This window comes from Xanthomonas hydrangeae, from assembly GCF_032697525.1.
GTDB classification, from domain to species: domain Bacteria; phylum Pseudomonadota; class Gammaproteobacteria; order Xanthomonadales; family Xanthomonadaceae; genus Xanthomonas; species Xanthomonas hydrangeae.
Window position 1 is genome coordinate 1,517,773 of sequence record NZ_CP103836.1, and the last position, 15,384, is coordinate 1,533,156.

The window sequence follows — 15,384 nt, forward strand, 5'->3', positions numbered from 1 at the left end:
TCCGTCCAAGCCGACGCCGCTTCGCGGTGCGGCTTAACTCAGGTGTTAGAGTTGATGAGAGCGTTTGTCGCCGTTGTAACGGCCGTTCTGGCAGCAGCACTTGCGCCTGCCCTGGCTTTTGTTTCTGCTTCTATGGCCTTGAACGGAAAAGTACTAAGCAGCGGTGAAGACGTCATTTCTTTCTTGGCTCTAGTCGGCTTCTGCATGATGTTCGCCATTGCTCACGCAGTTATTCTTGGTTTGCCGGTGTCACTCTTGCTATTGCGTACTAACAAATTTGTGCTTCGCTCAATGCTTTTGGCGGGATCCCTCATCGGATCCCTGCCCATTGCATTGTTAGCCAACCCCCTATTGAGATCCGACTGGATTGACTATCTTCAGCTTGTTTTCAATGCCGGCGCCCTCGGCATAATCGGCAGCACGACCTTCTACTTCACGTTCAAGGGCATCAACTCTAACAATTCATTCAAGCCGAAGCCGCTTCGCGGGCCGGATTAATTCAGGCGTTAGGCTGCTATGGGACAACCACTCGGTTCTGAACAAAAAGCCATGCATCGCATTGTCAGTGAGGTTCTCCATTACATCTGGGATCCCATTGGCATCGCTGGATCTGTCGGCGCACGAGATGAGTACGATGGGTATGCTGACCACGTCTTCTCGCTGCTCTGGCATGGCACGGACGCATCATCAATTGCGCAATATCTCGTAAAAGTAGCTGGCGAACGCATGGGGCTTTCTGGCACAGAGTGGCGAGCGTCGCTGGCAGCTGACAAGTTGGTGGAGTGGCGTGCCGAGCTGCTTAGGATACCGCCTAACAATTCATTCAAGCCGAACCCGCTTCGCGGGTCGGCTTAATTCAGGCATTAGCGCCCAAGATCAACTGTCAAGGCTCTCAGACATGAAGCTCCTCACAGGTCTACTCGCAGCAACTGTTGTTTGCTCTGTCCCGGGCAACGCATGGGCTTCTACCCCGCAAGGCTTTTCAGCACGAGACCTCTACGACGCCTGTAAACACACCGTTGAAAAGCTAGAGGAAGGCCCACAATCTGTAGGCGAGCCAAAGAAGGTTCAGAGCTGCTTCTTCTATGTCATGGGCGCTGCTGACATGGCCGCGAGCATGTCGCCCTCGTCCATTTACGGCGGACAAATCTGCGTTCCCAAGAATTACGCATTCCAGGATGTTGCGCGCAAAATTATCGCACTTGGGGTAGAGCATCCGACACTGTTCGATCGTGAAGCACCGGCAGGGTTGTTGGCGTACTACGCAGTAAAAGAAACCTACGGCTCTTCCCAGGCCTGCCCTAACACTGACGCCAAAATCGAGTAGCCATGGCGCGTTACATTGGGCGCTAACAATTCATTCAAGCCGAACACGCTTCGCGTGTCGGCTTAATTCAGGCGTTAGGCCGTGGTGGAGCAAATGCGTTGATGCATTCTACTTCGGTGAGTTTGCTGGTCTGCGCGTGGTCGGCTCCATGGCGCAGTCATCGCCACTGCTCGTGCCGGTAGGTTTGATGCTTCGCCGTCAAACGTTGTTGCCGCACGGCGCTCATTGCACTGGCTTCGGTGGGATCACGCGTCCGGCATCGCTGAGCAGGCTCCATCTCGCAAGCTGTGGCACACTCGGTCCAGGCGGCAGTGCTGGGAGCAAGGTTACATCATCCGACCTCTGCGGCCACTCACTGCCTAACACCTCATTCAAGCCGAAGTTGCTTCGCAACTCGGCTTAACTCAAACGTTAGGCCTCATGACAGAATCCCAAACTTTGTCCTTCTCCAATTGGCTCCACCAAGCCGTACCATCCAGCACTCCCGATGGAGTCGTGGCTTACAACTTCAACTTGGCGGAATGCGGCGACTGGATCGTAGAGTTGATTGGAGCTGGCACTTACGACCAAGATGATCCTGAGTGGGCTTGTCCACCTGAGTTATGGTCATCTCAACCACTCGAGTTCGTACTCGCACGCTCTGTCGCGGGCACCGAGTGGGAGCAAGCACTGGCGTACGTGACTAAAGAGGTCAGATCTTTTATTGAGAACTCATCTACCTCACAGGCAAATGTGCTTCGCATCGCTACCGCAGTATGTGTCGGCTTTGTCGACGGTGACTTGGTCGAGGTTTGGCCCGCAGATGAGGCCTAACAATTCATTCAAGCCGACGCCGCTTAGCGACGCGGGTTATTCAGGTATTAGGCCGCAAGGGAGATCGCGTGGCCCAACCAACAAGCTCCTCATCGTCGGCGGCGCACTGAGTGGCGTTGCAGCACTGATACATCTTGCGTGCTTAGTAGTGGGCGCGCCGCTCTTCCGCCTCTTGGGCGCCGGAGAGCAGATGGCGCAACTTCACGCTGAAGGCGGCTGGTACCCCACAGTAGTCACGCTCGCGATCGCCACCGTCTTGGCCACCTGGGGTGCGTACGCATTCTCGGCCGCGGGCGTATTCCGGCCGTTTCCGCTACGTCGAACAGTCCTCACGGCGGTCACAGGTGTTTACATCGTTCGCGGTATGGCGTTCGTCCTGGTCATGGCCTACTTCCCTGGCAACAGCCTCACGTTCTGGGTCGTGAGCTCGGTGATCTGTCTCGCCATTGGTCTAGTGCACCTTGTGGGGCTTCGCCAGTCGTGGGGCAGGCTGCGTCGGCCTGCGGCCTAACAATTCATTCAAGCCGAAACCGCTACGCGTTTCGGCTTAATTCCGGCGTTATGCTGTGCTAGAGCAAGAGCATCGGTGTTCTTGCCTTCGGCCAGTTCCCTCACACGCAGGCCGTCGGCTCCGGACATTGGTTCTCACCCTAACTGGCATCGGACAGTCCGCCGCTTCGTCATCTCGTGTCACTGCCGCGCGGCGCTCATTACACCTGGCTTCGGAGCCATCAGCCCGGTGGTATTGCGGCGCAAGCTTCATCTCGCAAGCTGTGGCACACTCGGTACAGGCGGCAGTGCTGGGGAGCATGGTTGCACCATCCAACCTTTGCGGCCACTCACTGCCTAACACCTCATTCAAGCCGACGTTGCTTCGCAACTCGGCTTAATTCAAGCGTTAGGCCCCATGACAGAATCCCAAACTTTGTCCTTCTCCAATTGGCTCCAGCAAGCCGTACCATCCAGCACTCCCGCTGGAGTCGTGGCTTACAACTTCAACTTGGCGGAATGCGGCGACTGGATCGTAGAGTTGATTGGAGCTGGCACTTACGACCGAGATGATCCTGAGTGGGCTTGTCCACCTGAGTTATGGTCATCTCAACCACTCGAGTTCGTACTCGCACGCTCTGTCGCGGGCACCGAGTGGGAACCAGCTCTGGCGTACGTGACTAAAGAGGTCAGATCTTTTATTGAGAACTCATCTACCTCACAAGCAAATGTGCTTCGCATTGCTACCGCAGTATGTGTCGGCTTTGTCGACGGTGACTTGGTCGAGGTTTGGCCCGCAGATGAGGCCTGACAATTCATTCAAGCCGAACCCACTTTGCGACTCGGTTTAATTCAGGCGCTAGACCGCAATGTTAGAACTCCGCAATCCTCGGACAATCGCACTTGAGCTACTTTCAGCTTCTGATTTGCCTTATTTAAGCCAGGATCACAGTCTTCCATTCATTGAGATTGCGGGAGACTTCGCTTTTCTTGACTCTCTCTCTGCCAAGAATGAGACAGAAGGCCGTGATGCGCCCCTGGCAGGACTTGGTAAAGACTGGTGGGTCTTTGCAACATCGGGCACGGGAGACGCTTGGCTTATTTCTACCGGCAACGATCAACGCGTTGCTTTTTTGAATCATGATTCCGGACTGGACGCGACACCGCAAACTCTCGGGATCAATTTTGGCCAATGGCTTCAATTAGCCGACATCATTCGTCAATTCGAATCTGTTGATGATCCAAATCTGATCGCACACGCGGAACAGTCAATTGAGCAAGTATCATCTGGTCTGTCTCTGCTGTACCCATACAGCCTTGCGGTCTAGCAATTCATTCAAGTCGACGCCGCTTCGCGGCTTAATTCAGGCTTCAGATGCTTACCACACTCACCAACCTCTACCCACAGATAAGCGCTTGGCTTAATGACAACGAGGGTGTTGTCGGCGCGGCTATATTTGCCGCTACAGTACTCTTCGGTTGGGCAAGCGGCATCTTCTCCGCCCTCCGTAGGCGCCCCAAGTTTGATATGTCGCTGATCGAGGGGCCGACCTTCTGCTGCACGTATCCAACAGGAAACATGCGCGGGCAATACGAGGCCCATCGCACGGGTGTTGCCTTGTATCTTTCAATCTCAAACATTGGCTCAGCGCCATCGAACATCGGGGGCATTTCTATTGGGTATCACTGGCACCTGCGCCCATTCAGCAGTCAATGGCTCAAGTACACAATTGGCTGGTTCTGGCTCAGCAACCAGTCCGTAGCCCTTGAGGACTTTCAGGTTGCTATCGGTAAAAGCATCAAGGTCTACCCGTTTCTCACCCAGCGGAACCATCTGTCTCCTGTGCAGACAGACACATTTCTTGATGTTGGCCGATCAACTAATGGTGTAGTCTACTTTGAGCAGTCAGAGAGCTGGGGTGGCTGCTTTCCCACCACAAAGAAAGGCCATGTGCGCTTGAAGGTTCGGGTGCGCGACGTGTTCGGCGGCAAGCATACTTCTACATTTTATGTGCCGGCCGTAGCCCCAGAGGATGCCCGTAAATACTGTCCCGCTTTCGGCAAAACCTTATCGGAGTTGAATGGCGAGCAAGCTCCAGACGACGCATCTAACAATTCATTCAAACCGAACCCACTTCGCGGGTCGGCTTCATTCAGGCGTTAGGCGGCATGGGTAGTTCCATGGACATTGAGGCTTGGGCATCGGCGTACATTGCCTTTCAGCAAGCTGGCTTGCACTCAACTGACAGCCATCCATTTTGGTGGGCTTCGGAAAAATTCATGGAGGATCCGGGCGCTGAGGATTCCTGGGCCGCGATTCTCGCAATCCTTCTCAAAAGCCCACCGGATTCTGTCATTGGCATGCTTGCCGCCGGGCCACTGGAAGACCTGATCCATGGTCGGGCCGCAGTACATTGAGCGCATTGAGCTGGAAGCTCGCCGCAATCCCGCATTCTGTCACTTGCTCGGTGGTGTCTGGGAGAGCAGTACGCCAGACATTTGGGCGCGTGTAGAGTCGGCACGTGGCAGCGCGTGGTAATGCTGCCTAACAATTTATTCAAGCCGAGCCCGCCTCGCGGGCCGGCTTAATTCTGTTGTTAGAACTCATGGACGTTCGTTGTTACATATTCGCTGATATCTGTAGGAAAGAGTTTGCAAGCTGCAGCTTTCAGGGCCAGCTCATAGCTGAGTGCCAAGGCAACGAAGACGTTGCTTAGGCAACATACTTTCACTTCCGCGAACACGCGCTGGACTGGTTCCACAAGCATGTGCCTGCCCTAGGCAAGGACATGTCAATAAAGCTACTCACATCCGGTAGGGACAACGAAGTACGTCACTGTCTTGGTCAATGCCTTGCTAGACCGTTCTAACATCTCGTTCAAGGCGGACGGCTTCGCCGCCGCTTAACTCAAGCGTTAGAAGTCACCTGGACTATCCCAATGGCCGAACCCTACAAAGATCGCATCGTGGCCTACTGCATGGACGTTGGCGTGCTAATTCCGTCTGGATTTCATCGACACTCCGCGAACCGCTATGCGGTAGTAGACTTGGAAGAAATTCCCCCTAAGCTCGTAGCCAAGACTTGGTTCAATCGAGAGGACGTCGCCTATTACCTCTCCAATTTCGCGACCGGCAGGCCCATGCGCGTTCTTGACTTCAAAGATCGCTGCGAGCTCGTTTTCAACGGTGTCAGATTTACCGCTGGTAGCGATTTCTAACAATTCATTCAAGCCGAAGTTGCTTCGCAACGCGGCTTAATTCAGGCACTATGCATCGGAGAAATACTCTTGCCAAATGGATAGTCATCAAAGACTTGCAGAGATTCATATTGCACAGGCAAGGTCGAGATCCCTGCGCCTGTTTGCATTTACAAGCGCTGTGTTCCCTGGCGAGTGGAGCAACCAATGGATAGAAACAATAGTGACAGACTTGGTTGAGTTCGCCTTCCATGCCAGAAATTTTAACGAGTTTTGCGGTCTGACAAGCCACTCATTCCATTCGATTGACAGCAAGCTTGTAACCATCTCGATCGGCGACCCGGGGGAGTGGGAAACTAGCTACCGCAATGCACTCAATGCACTGATGCACTGATGCACTGATGCACTGATGCACATGAAGTATTTTGTGGTTGGTAACACACACGCAGATCACCGGCGGATCTTTCTAGCGGCGAAGGCAAATTTGATCACCACATACATACGGGTTTCTACAGATAAATTTCCTGCAGCAACCATTAGCATCTTTGGACTAGTAAACTGCTTTCTCAACGAAGTGCTTCCGCAAGTTCGCTCAAGGCACCCGGACCTCGCTTTCTAGCGGCCTGCACCTAACAATCCATTCGAGTCGAAGCCGCTTCGTGGCACGGCTTAATTCAAGCGTTAGACCGCACGTGAGGAATATGGCTACTGCACACAATCTATTTCTGTTAATAGCTGCCGGTCTGAACGCGCTCGCTGCACTGCTGCATCTCGGCTGCATCGCTGCCGGTCCAGCGGGGTACCGTCTTCTCGGCGCCGGCGACGGCATGGCTCAAATGGCATCCGCCGGGCACTGGTACCCGACCGTAGTTACATTGATCATCGTCACCATTCTGTTGGTGTGGGCCCTTTATGCCTTATCAGGCGCAGGTCTTGTTCGCCGGCTCCCTCTACTCCGCTGGGTTCTACTAGCCATTACCGGTGTTTACCTGCTGCGCGGTCTTTTCTTCGTCCCTCTCATGGCACACTTCCCGGGCAACAGCATGACATTCTGGTACGCCAGCTCAGTCATCTGTCTGGCCTTTGGCATTGTTCATGCCGTCGGTCTTCGGCAATCCTGGTCGCGCCTGTGAAACGGGTGCGGTCTAACAATTCATTTAAGCCGAAGCCACTTCGCGGCTCGGCTTTTACATCGACCGTGTAGGTGCTTGCTCAACCGTCTCCTGCTGCGACCGCTGCGCATCCAAGGCTTGAGACTGGCGGACGCTTTCCTGCAGTGGAGGCACGGCCTCAGACAGATCCACCTTGGCCCGGAAGCCCGGCGTCTGGCCAAGAATAAAAATGCTTCCTTGGTGGAGGGTCACGCTCTGCAGCTGATCGTCACGAAGGATGCCCGCGCGCTTGGCTTCGACGGTGGCGTGCATTGCAACTTCATCAGAGGTGCCCTCTGGTAGCTTGCTGTGAATCGATCGATACAGAGGGTCGTTTGAGACCATCGCAGGAGCAGGCGCAACGCAGCGCTCCAACGACTCACCAATTGGCATCTTCCAGCCCGGTGGCACATACGCTGGCGCAGCCTCGCTTTGCATGCGCTGCTGCACCTCCTGCCACCGTGTCGCAGCCATTTCCGTGCGTCCAGCACCTGGGGGAAGCGGATCGCGCAAGTGATCGATGCCATCCGCCAGGCTCGTCCCTTGGATGACCCTCGCATTGAAAGTCACGCCCATCCTCAACGCCTCAACATCGCCGCGATACTTGTCGATCATCGGCGCATGTTGCCGAGCCAGCAGCTGCGTTTGAGCATCTTCCAACACCGAGTGGTCCGGTTTGCCGTTGGCGTCAAACGGCAGGAAGTTGTGGATCCGATGCGAATCTCCCAAGTCCTTTGCGACCATCGGATTGCGTGCATCCACAAGACTGCTGTCGTTGGCGTAACCGGCCCTATCCAACGCAGTGATCTCATGCGACGCGGCGTATACCTTCACCTGCCCATAGTGCTTACTTGCAGCACTCACGGCATCGCCTGCCATCACGTGATTGATCACGTCGTTGCCACCTTCCGGAATGCGCCGGTCCAGGCTGACCGCGCCATAGGCGTTAAAGGTCTCTCCCTTGAGGCCGAAGTGGTGGGCAGTGACCTGGGCGAGGTTGCCGCCCAGAGAATGACCCGTAACGGTCACTTCCGGTGTCTTGCCGTCCTTGCCGAATTTTTCGGCATATTTCAGCGCGTGCTGCGTTAGCTCAACCGCATCGGCGGCCTGGTTGTTGTGTCTCCCCGTAAACATGCCGCCGTCGGCGTAGAGACCATCCTGCTTTGGTTGACGATCAAACTCGGTTCCACGGTGGGCGACAACAATTTCGCCCGTATCCGCTCGCTGATAGATGATGCCCTGATAGCCAGATGGGCGATCCATATACTCAAGACGTTTGTAAGAGACGCCACCAATATCGACAGGACTACTCTCAGGCCCCGTCTCACGCGGCATCTTGTAGGAATCATCCGCAAGCGCTGCATATTGCTGACTTGTAAGGCTCATGGAGCCACCTTCTCAGTGGTTAAGGTGATCTTGAATATGTTGTTGCGTGCACTATCATTGAACTGATCAATACTCGTCTTACCACCATCAGGAAAGTTATCCATATCCTCTTTTGGATAGCGCCCCTTCCAAAAGTAAGTAACCTTAGGGGTAGAACTTAGTATTTCACTCTTGAATAGCGCTGGTTGAAAGCGTGTATCCGCTTGTTTGCCGGTTGCTTTCAGCGAGATACCAACACCATTGAGTTCAAAATTACACACACCCTTTCCGTAATAATCCGCATCGACCATGCCGTCTGCATAGATCGTCGCCACATATGTCGTCGGATCTATTTTTTGAAAATTGATGGGTATCCCATCTTCCTTTGACTTACTCCAAACACCCGCAATAGGCTCTATCGGCGTGCATTGCTCATGGTTCGTCATTTGATAAAAGGCGGTGCCCGATATCCACTCAAATGGACCCGGCGCATCCTCGATCGTCATGGTGAGCTTGTAAGCTTCCGTCGGATGTTGATTTTTCCGATAGACCGGGTCTCCGTCAGCCGTGGTCTCGCCGTTTTTTTCGTACTTCTCAGACGCATCATTCATTGGGTTGCACCCTGTCAAAAGGACTAGGAAAAGACATCCGACAATCTTGATTTTGAAATACACGTTCATGCCACCTCGGTGCCCTGCGTGTTTAGAGTTGGGAGCGAACGACCTGCCGGTGCGGTACGGCCTGAGTCGCAGTGACTGCAAACCAAAGACCTATCATCAGCCGTCCGGCACCCACGAAGCAGCTACTAGGCCTTGGACAAATCCAGGAACACCGTTTGTGCAGCTGGAAGATCCTTTGTCGGAGTGTAGCGAATGTGCATCGACTAACCCGCTCTTGTCCAATGCCCAGCTCTGACTTTGCCGGGTGAAGCGCCAACGCGCAGATCTTCTATCGACGCTATCCAGAGCGCCAGCATCAACCGGTTGACATGTCACGCAGCGCGTAGCAGTCTCCTCGGCAAGGAGCGTAGAAACTCCCCTAACAGCGGTACCCACCTCCGTCAAACCGGTGGGTTTTTTGTGCCTGCAGATTCTTGTCGGTGCAACCGATGCGATGCCTGCGTCGGGAGGGCGGCTAATACAACACCCTTCGGGGAAATACGCCCGCCGACTGTTAGCGGTTTCTAACCTCCCGACATCCCGTCGCCATCCGGCGGCGGGGCCTGTTCGTCAAGGAGGGCTTTGCCATGCGCCGATCCACATCCCGTCCCACATCAGCACGCAAGCGCGCCACCGAGCCGCCGCCCCGCGAGATCGGCTGGCACTCGCTCGACCCCTCGATCAAGCCACGGCCCTACGTCGAGCGCACCCCCATCCCCCAACCCCGCACCGAAGCCCGCCCACCGCGCCCCGGCCACCCGCGTGCCCCGCACCACTGCACCGTCGGCTACGGTTACTACCCGGCCAGCGACCAACGCGTGCCCACGCTGCGCCTGCGTGGCCGCTGGCTGGAACAACTGGGCTTTGCCATCGGCAGCAAGCTGCACATCCGCATGCGCGATGGCGAGTTGGTCGTCAGCGTGGCACCCACCGACTGACCCGGTGTGCCGCGCACGCGCAGCATGCACGTGCGCGCCCGCATCGAGTGCAACGCGCATGTCACACACCGTGCGCGCTCACCGCTCCCCGCGCAGAGGAGGACACAGATGGACCACCCCGCCGCCGTCTTGCATCTCACGCTGGACCAACGCGACCAGCTCGACCGCCTGCTACGCATCCTCATCGCCCACGGCGACGTGATCGCCATGAGCAAACCGGAGTGCCTGGAGGCGCAGACGTTGCCAACGTTGGGACAAGCCATCTTCGATGCCGCCCATGCCGTGCGCGAGATGCTTGAGCGGCGAGTGGAGCAAAGGCAGGGCAGGTCGTCTCTGCACGCCGAAGATGGCAGTTAGGTTCTAAGGTATCCCCACGTTTTACAGCACCAATGTCATCTGCGCGCGTGCGGCTTCCGGCAATGTGCGCAAGCGGTCCAACCACCGTGAAACAGGTTCCATCGGCCAACGTCTGATCAACGCCTCGCGGCCGACACGCAGTGTCGAGTAGAGCTTGCGTGTGCTGTTACGTGGCGATAGCCACTGGGCGATGCCGGTAGCTTCGCATCCCAGCCCTGCCAACTAGCTGGCGAATGCAGCCAGCGTATTGATCAGCAGCAGGATCTGCAGTCGCTCACCGCGACGGCTCAAGCTATCTTCCATTGCCTGACCGTAGCGATGCGACTTCAGATCACGAAATGCCAGCTCGATCTGCATCCTTCGTGCGTACAGGTTGACCAACTGTTTTGCGCTGGGTGCTTGCAACTGTGGGGAGGCAACGATGAGCCAGGGTTCGCGCTCACGCGCTGCTGCTTTCAAACTTGATGATGCACGCGAGGCCTTGGCGGGTGAGCGTCGGTTGCGTTGCTGACGTCCCTGCCGTGTCTTGGCATAGAGCACCAGACGGCAATCGAGTGGATCGCTGCGATTGGCCTGCATCGGTGGCAATTCGCATGCATGGTTGGACGCCAGCGCATGCAGGCGTCGGCTATCGATCCATTGCGCTGCCTCATCGGGCACGTCTTGCGGCTTGACCTGCGTGCGCCCGCGCAGGCGCCCGACCCAACACCAGCCCATGGCCGATACGGCGCGGAACCACGGTGTCCGGAAGCCGGCGTCAGTGACCAGGATCGGGCGAACATCGTCCGGAACCAGTGCCCTCAGCTGTTGCAAGAAGCGTCTTTCTGCACCAGGCGATCCCTGCTGCTTTCCTGGCACCACCATGTCCAGCAAGGTGAGCGTGCGGCCGCCCACCGGCACCGCTGCGCGCAGCAGACACCACGATTTGTCTGGCGTCAAATCGCTCCAGTCGATGACGATGACCAACTGCGCGCCGCGCACCAGCCACTGCGCCATATCGTGGTCGATCACTGATCGCTCAACCTGCAAATTGCGATTACTCAGCAGGCGATCGACTGCCTTGAGAGGCGCGCGCACCCGCAGTGCGCCGGGCCACGAACGTGCGATGTCCATCAGTGTCAGCCTGCGTCCGTGCAACAACGCCTCAACCGCATGCAGCAACGCGCGTTCGCGCAACGCATGCATCCCGGACAGTGAGTTGGGCGGGCACTTCTGCAATACTTCGCTGGCGCGCATGGTCGTCAACCTTCTCTGGCTTAGTCACCTTGAAGATTGCGCCATGCGCGCACTTTCTTCCAGACGATCATGGCGCAAGTGATTGATCTGACAGGAGCAAATGTGGGGGAAACCTCAGAGTTAGGTTGGTTTGGACCTACTGATGGCTCACGTGCTTTCGCATGACGGCATCTTGAAATCTCAGCGGCTTGCCTCGTTACGCCGCACGTCGTCGAACGTAACGGGTTGTTCCTGCAAGATGCGGCATGGCACATGGCCGTGGGCAGCCGCACTGCTGCGCAGACCGTGCGATTCACAGGCTTGCAGCGATTGACGGCCGTCAACGCCTCGGCGAGGATCGTGTTACACCGCGCTCAGGCGGCCCAATGATAGCCAGGCGGCTTGGAGGTTTCGATGGAGTTGATACTTCTATTGGGTGCGGTGCTTGCTCTTGGCAATATCGTTGCATCGGTTGCAGTACTTCGCGTTTCGGTGTTCTCGCCATCGACATCCCTAGCAGCCGGCGGAAGTTGAGGATCATGGTCTCGTTCGGCACATCATCCAGCCCGCCACTCCCGGTGAAACGACGCATCGACACCGTGTCAGACAAAGCTTCTTCCGCACCTGGGTCGCTCAGTGCGTACCATTGCTACAAAAAGTTGATGCGAAGCACCGCTTCCGGCGGGCGCGGCTGACGGCCCGGCAGGCTTGACGTCGGATAATGCCGTTTTATCAGTGCTAGAAGCTCCTTTAACGCCCCCCTGATCCATCTCGGGAAGAAACACCTCTCGACACGTCCGCTTGCGCTTGCCGTTGTACTCCAAGTCGCCAAAAGAAAGCTGCATCGTCGTCGTCCGGTTGGGGCCGGTGGGAGTCTCGCAGCATCAGGGGGAGTTGTTCAGACCTTCCTAGGGAACTGTCGTTCGCTTGCCTCCACCACAAGAAGGAAGCCATGAGCGCTGATGGTGAGCTCGCTTAGCTATAGAGAAAAATCGCATTTAGATAGGCAACTTCGCTGTGGACTTTTGCCGCCCAGGTAGAATCAGTAAAAATAGCGCTCACGACTTAATTTTGACTCAATAGTACATGGATTCACCTCATTATTCTAGAACATGAATAAAGGTTGTAAAACCTCCAATTGCGAGGTGAGTTCAGCTGCCTTAAAAGCCGCCGAAGCTGCGCGTTAAGAGTGTCCATGAGCATGGCGAGATGTCGCACGTGCTTCGAGCCTGATGCTGTAAACCGCAGTTGCTAGTAATTCATGCACGTCAAGTGCGCCGGATTATTTTAAGAAAATTTTTACCATACGTTGGATTTGAAATGTTAAAGGCCAAGTCAGTTATTTCAAAATATTCACCGTTTGAAACATCAGAAACATCGGCGGATTCGGTGAGAGATGAATTTAATAATAAATCAATTATTGATGAGAAGGAAAGTGAAACCTCACGCCTTTCAGTGCTGAGCTCCTCATTGTCCCCTGCTCCACAACGTGCTCTTAAATTTAAGAAAAGCTATAGCGCAGCAACTATTGATGGAAAAATATATCATCCTAATGAAAAAACAGATTCGAGCATAGTTGACTTTCTTTCGCAGTCTTTGTCGAACAATGCCTATCGTTCGGAAAAGCACCTCCATAAGCGTGCGCTTGCATATATAAACCATATAAATGCCGAGAACAAACTTATTTCTAATGCTTGCTTAGCAATGAGAGATGTAAGCTCATTTGCTCACAAACAGTCAGAATGGCTTTGCCATCTAGAGCGTAGTTCATGGAAAGATGAGCCTGCGCTACAACGTCGTGACCGTCAACAGCTTGGCGATGAGATCCTTGGACTCAAACAGCCGGATGCACAATCCCCTTATGCCAAGCCACGTGCTTGGAGAATCTCGGACCAGGCAGCGTCCGCTTTTGCGATGATGTTGAAAGGAGAGTTGGGCCCCTTCACTAAAGAGCAAGTAAAAACAGGCTTTGAACTGTGTCAAGAGGGCGAATTGTTGGCAGGACGTTTAAAAATACATGCGAGAATGGCGTTTCGCTTGAAGAATCGCCACGACGCTAACCGCTCAGGGACACATTCAGTTAAGAGCACATCAGGAATGCATCTGTCCAACGATGTAGGGACCGAGATCCGCGAATTCTTTCAGGTTCCAGTTATGTCAGGAACATCAGGGACATCGTCGGACGTGGTTATCGCTGCCCGCTATGCAGCTATGCATTCAGGTCTTCAATGGTCCGCGCCAGAGTTGACCATTGATCAAGCGAAAGACGCCTTAATTGATTTGTCGTTGGATTTCTTCAGGCAAAATAGCCCGGCTATAGTAATGGCCCTACGTATGAATAGCCTGCGAAAGAACCAAGGTCTTCCCCACAAGGAGGTGGATAGATATCAGGTATTTACCCATAGTTACGCTGAAATTCATGGCGCGATTTCACTCACGATTGATGGAATCGATCCGACTGACAAGCTCAGAGTGGAAAGTCAACTATATGGTTATACTCTTGATTCGAAGGCAACATTGATGAAGACAGCTGGTCGTTTGATTGAAGAAGCTACCGGTAAAAGTGAAACCGCTAAGATCAACGTCGCCTCTCTGCAAACTCCGCAACTTCGGCGAGTTATAGAAAAAAAGAAGATAGTGCAGAAAGTAGCGGAACTTTACGACAAAATGGTCAGGGTCGGAAATTTTTCCGCGCTTGAGGGAACAATCAACGAATCGTCTGTCAAAGATATTCTAGTGAATAACAATTCGGAAGTTTCTAGAGACTACGCTGATGGAGAACCTTTGATGGTTCGAAGTCTGCGATTCTCGCATGATCGTGAGGCTACCAACAGTTTTGGCTCAGCTGGGAAAACTCCGGCAAAAAGAGAAATTGATACGCTTTGCAATAATTCAACGGCATTTGATATTGCGATGACGCCTTTTTCCATTATAAATGCAAAGGCAAAAGGCGCGACCATATCCGAGATGAAAGTTCCTCATAGGCCAAAGTGGAAAGGGTTGCCTTCAGTACTATATAAAGCTACTGCAGTTGGCGATCTCCCGGAATATGCTAATGCACGACCAGGATTTGGAGACGTTCATTCATTTAATTCGAACAAGGCATTTAATTCTGAATTTGCAAAGGTTTGCAACTCACTTAGCCACGCGGAGAAAATGAGGCTTATTGAAAATAGTTTAAAGTATTATATAAAGCATGACCCGGATAGAAATTCATATGATTTCCACCACTCTCTTGATGAATTAGTCGATGCCCAGTGCATGCTGCAGTCAAGAAAGCCCGGCTCTATTTTGAGGCACAACGAGTATTGCGCCAAGCTGGAATTATGGGATGCCAAAGCTATAGAAGTTGGAGAGTCACGCCCGGTAGCTGTGGCAACGTTGATAGAGTTCAATATCGAAATGTTGTCCGCTGCGCGTTATATTGAGGATGAGGGCTACGATGGAAAACTAATCTCGGATTTTCTTGAGCGTCAATTGTCTTGGCTTGGCCAAAATGCTGCACTCGGCAAGGAAGACACGCTAAAAAAGCTTCGGGGCCTGTCTTTTCATGAAAGAAAAAATATTGCGGAAAAGGTTTGTGAGGCGCTCCGGCAAGGCGTTTCGCTTTGTATTTACGAGAAAAATAAGGAAGGAAGTCGAATTCGAGAATTGAGCCTGCTTGACTTCAATGCCTATGACATTATGCGTGGGATCGAGCTCTTTCTTTCTTCCAAGCTTCTCCAGCCTCCGACTGCGGCCGGTCCAACTATCAAGTCCAGCCTGTAGTGGTATGCGCTGATGCTGGTCAGCCGGATTACTCGTCCGTATTCAAAGGCCATTACCGGCGGGTTCTTTGTGCCTGCAGCGGGGGCAACCGACGCGATGCCTGTG

The 15,384-nt window shown here is 54.1% G+C and carries 13 protein-coding genes and 3 pseudogenes; 12 read left to right on the forward strand and 4 right to left on the reverse strand.

The genetic code is table 11. From position 1 onward, the window contains the following. The first annotated feature begins 54 nt into the window (after positions 1 to 54). The 9 genes and pseudogenes from NYR97_RS06155 to NYR97_RS06195 all read left to right on the forward strand — a co-directional run bounded on the left by NYR97_RS06155 (position 55) and on the right by NYR97_RS06195 (position 6,959). Positions 55 to 498, forward strand: a complete 444-nt coding sequence (locus NYR97_RS06155; RefSeq protein WP_316697103.1) for a hypothetical protein — start codon at positions 55 to 57, stop codon at positions 496 to 498. Between the two features lie 18 nt (positions 499 to 516). Then, entirely contained in the window at positions 517 to 855 is a 339-nt protein-coding gene (locus NYR97_RS06160; protein ID WP_316697104.1) for a hypothetical protein, read from the forward strand. A 43-nt stretch (positions 856 to 898) separates the two neighbouring features. Beyond that, positions 899 to 1,327, forward strand: a complete 429-nt coding sequence (locus NYR97_RS06165; protein ID WP_316697105.1) for a Rap1a/Tai family immunity protein — start codon at positions 899 to 901, stop codon at positions 1,325 to 1,327. A gap of 1,003 nt (positions 1,328 to 2,330) precedes the next feature. Next, positions 2,331 to 2,651: a hypothetical protein gene (locus NYR97_RS06170; protein WP_316697106.1), complete on the forward strand. Its 321-nt coding sequence runs from the start codon at positions 2,331 to 2,333 to the stop codon at positions 2,649 to 2,651. A gap of 847 nt (positions 2,652 to 3,498) precedes the next feature. After that, positions 3,499 to 3,957, forward strand: coding sequence for a hypothetical protein (locus NYR97_RS06175; RefSeq protein WP_316697107.1), 459 nt, complete (start codon positions 3,499 to 3,501; stop codon positions 3,955 to 3,957). 47 nt (positions 3,958 to 4,004) lie between these two features. Further along, positions 4,005 to 4,793, forward strand: coding sequence for a hypothetical protein (locus NYR97_RS06180; protein ID WP_316697108.1), 789 nt, complete (start codon positions 4,005 to 4,007; stop codon positions 4,791 to 4,793). 116 nt (positions 4,794 to 4,909) lie between these two features. Continuing rightward, positions 4,910 to 5,168 (forward strand): annotated as a pseudogene (locus tag NYR97_RS22410) (DUF6869 domain-containing protein). 400 nt (positions 5,169 to 5,568) lie between these two features. Further along, entirely contained in the window at positions 5,569 to 5,847 is a 279-nt protein-coding gene (locus NYR97_RS06190) for a hypothetical protein (RefSeq protein ID WP_316697110.1), read from the forward strand. 680 nt (positions 5,848 to 6,527) lie between these two features. Continuing rightward, on the forward strand, positions 6,528 to 6,959 hold the full coding sequence (locus NYR97_RS06195) for a hypothetical protein (RefSeq protein ID WP_316697111.1): 432 nt from the start codon (positions 6,528 to 6,530) through the stop codon (positions 6,957 to 6,959). A gap of 54 nt (positions 6,960 to 7,013) precedes the next feature. Here NYR97_RS06195 and NYR97_RS06200 read toward each other — a convergent pair whose 3' ends face one another. Continuing rightward, the gene (locus tag NYR97_RS06200) at positions 7,014 to 8,363 is read right to left on the reverse strand and encodes a Tle-like phospholipase domain-containing protein (protein ID WP_316697112.1); all 1,350 of its coding nucleotides are present in this window, start codon (positions 8,361 to 8,363) and stop codon (positions 7,014 to 7,016) included. Then, complete coding sequence (locus NYR97_RS06205) at positions 8,360 to 9,022, reverse strand: hypothetical protein (protein WP_316697113.1); 663 nt, start codon at positions 9,020 to 9,022, stop codon at positions 8,360 to 8,362. Before NYR97_RS06205 ends, NYR97_RS06200 begins: the two co-directional genes overlap by 4 nt. Positions 9,023 to 9,588: 566 nt before the next feature. Here NYR97_RS06205 and NYR97_RS06210 point away from each other — a divergent pair. After that, positions 9,589 to 9,939, forward strand: coding sequence for a SymE family type I addiction module toxin (locus NYR97_RS06210; protein WP_316697114.1), 351 nt, complete (start codon positions 9,589 to 9,591; stop codon positions 9,937 to 9,939). Positions 9,940 to 10,047: 108 nt separating this feature from the next. Beyond that, positions 10,048 to 10,296: a hypothetical protein gene (locus tag NYR97_RS06215; RefSeq protein ID WP_316697115.1), complete on the forward strand. Its 249-nt coding sequence runs from the start codon at positions 10,048 to 10,050 to the stop codon at positions 10,294 to 10,296. A 21-nt stretch (positions 10,297 to 10,317) separates the two neighbouring features. Here the strand turns inward: NYR97_RS06215 and NYR97_RS06220 are convergent. Continuing rightward, positions 10,318 to 11,532: pseudogene (locus NYR97_RS06220) on the reverse strand (IS4 family transposase). Between the two features lie 493 nt (positions 11,533 to 12,025). Next, positions 12,026 to 12,356: pseudogene (locus NYR97_RS06225) on the reverse strand (transposase); the annotation flags it as partial. Between the two features lie 475 nt (positions 12,357 to 12,831). Between NYR97_RS06225 and avrBs1 the strand changes: the two are divergent. Further along, positions 12,832 to 15,279, forward strand: a complete 2,448-nt coding sequence (gene avrBs1 / locus NYR97_RS06230; RefSeq protein ID WP_316697116.1) for an AvrBs1/Avra family type III secretion system effector — start codon at positions 12,832 to 12,834, stop codon at positions 15,277 to 15,279. The last annotated feature ends 105 nt before the right edge of the window (positions 15,280 to 15,384 follow it).

Excerpts from the sequence above, each read along its gene's own strand:
- NYR97_RS06170 (WP_316697106.1), top strand. The coding sequence starts at position 2,331 with ATGGCGCAACTTCACGCTGAAGGCGGCTGGTACCCCACAGTAGTCACG.
- NYR97_RS06180 (WP_316697108.1), top strand. The coding sequence starts at position 4,005 with ATGCTTACCACACTCACCAACCTCTACCCACAGATAAGCGCTTGGCTT.
- NYR97_RS06165 (WP_316697105.1), top strand. The coding sequence starts at position 899 with ATGAAGCTCCTCACAGGTCTACTCGCAGCAACTGTTGTTTGCTCTGTC.
- NYR97_RS06175 (WP_316697107.1), top strand. The coding sequence starts at position 3,499 with ATGTTAGAACTCCGCAATCCTCGGACAATCGCACTTGAGCTACTTTCA.
- NYR97_RS06155 (WP_316697103.1), top strand. The coding sequence starts at position 55 with ATGAGAGCGTTTGTCGCCGTTGTAACGGCCGTTCTGGCAGCAGCACTT.
- NYR97_RS06195 (WP_316697111.1), top strand. The coding sequence starts at position 6,528 with ATGGCTACTGCACACAATCTATTTCTGTTAATAGCTGCCGGTCTGAAC.
- NYR97_RS06190 (WP_316697110.1), top strand. The coding sequence starts at position 5,569 with ATGGCCGAACCCTACAAAGATCGCATCGTGGCCTACTGCATGGACGTT.
- NYR97_RS06160 (WP_316697104.1), top strand. The coding sequence starts at position 517 with ATGGGACAACCACTCGGTTCTGAACAAAAAGCCATGCATCGCATTGTC.
- avrBs1 (WP_316697116.1), top strand. The coding sequence starts at position 12,832 with ATGTTAAAGGCCAAGTCAGTTATTTCAAAATATTCACCGTTTGAAACA.
- NYR97_RS06200 (WP_316697112.1), bottom strand. The coding sequence starts at position 8,363 with ATGAGCCTTACAAGTCAGCAATATGCAGCGCTTGCGGATGATTCCTAC.
- NYR97_RS06205 (WP_316697113.1), bottom strand. The coding sequence starts at position 9,022 with ATGAACGTGTATTTCAAAATCAAGATTGTCGGATGTCTTTTCCTAGTC.
- NYR97_RS06210 (WP_316697114.1), top strand. The coding sequence starts at position 9,589 with ATGCGCCGATCCACATCCCGTCCCACATCAGCACGCAAGCGCGCCACC.
- NYR97_RS06215 (WP_316697115.1), top strand. The coding sequence starts at position 10,048 with ATGGACCACCCCGCCGCCGTCTTGCATCTCACGCTGGACCAACGCGAC.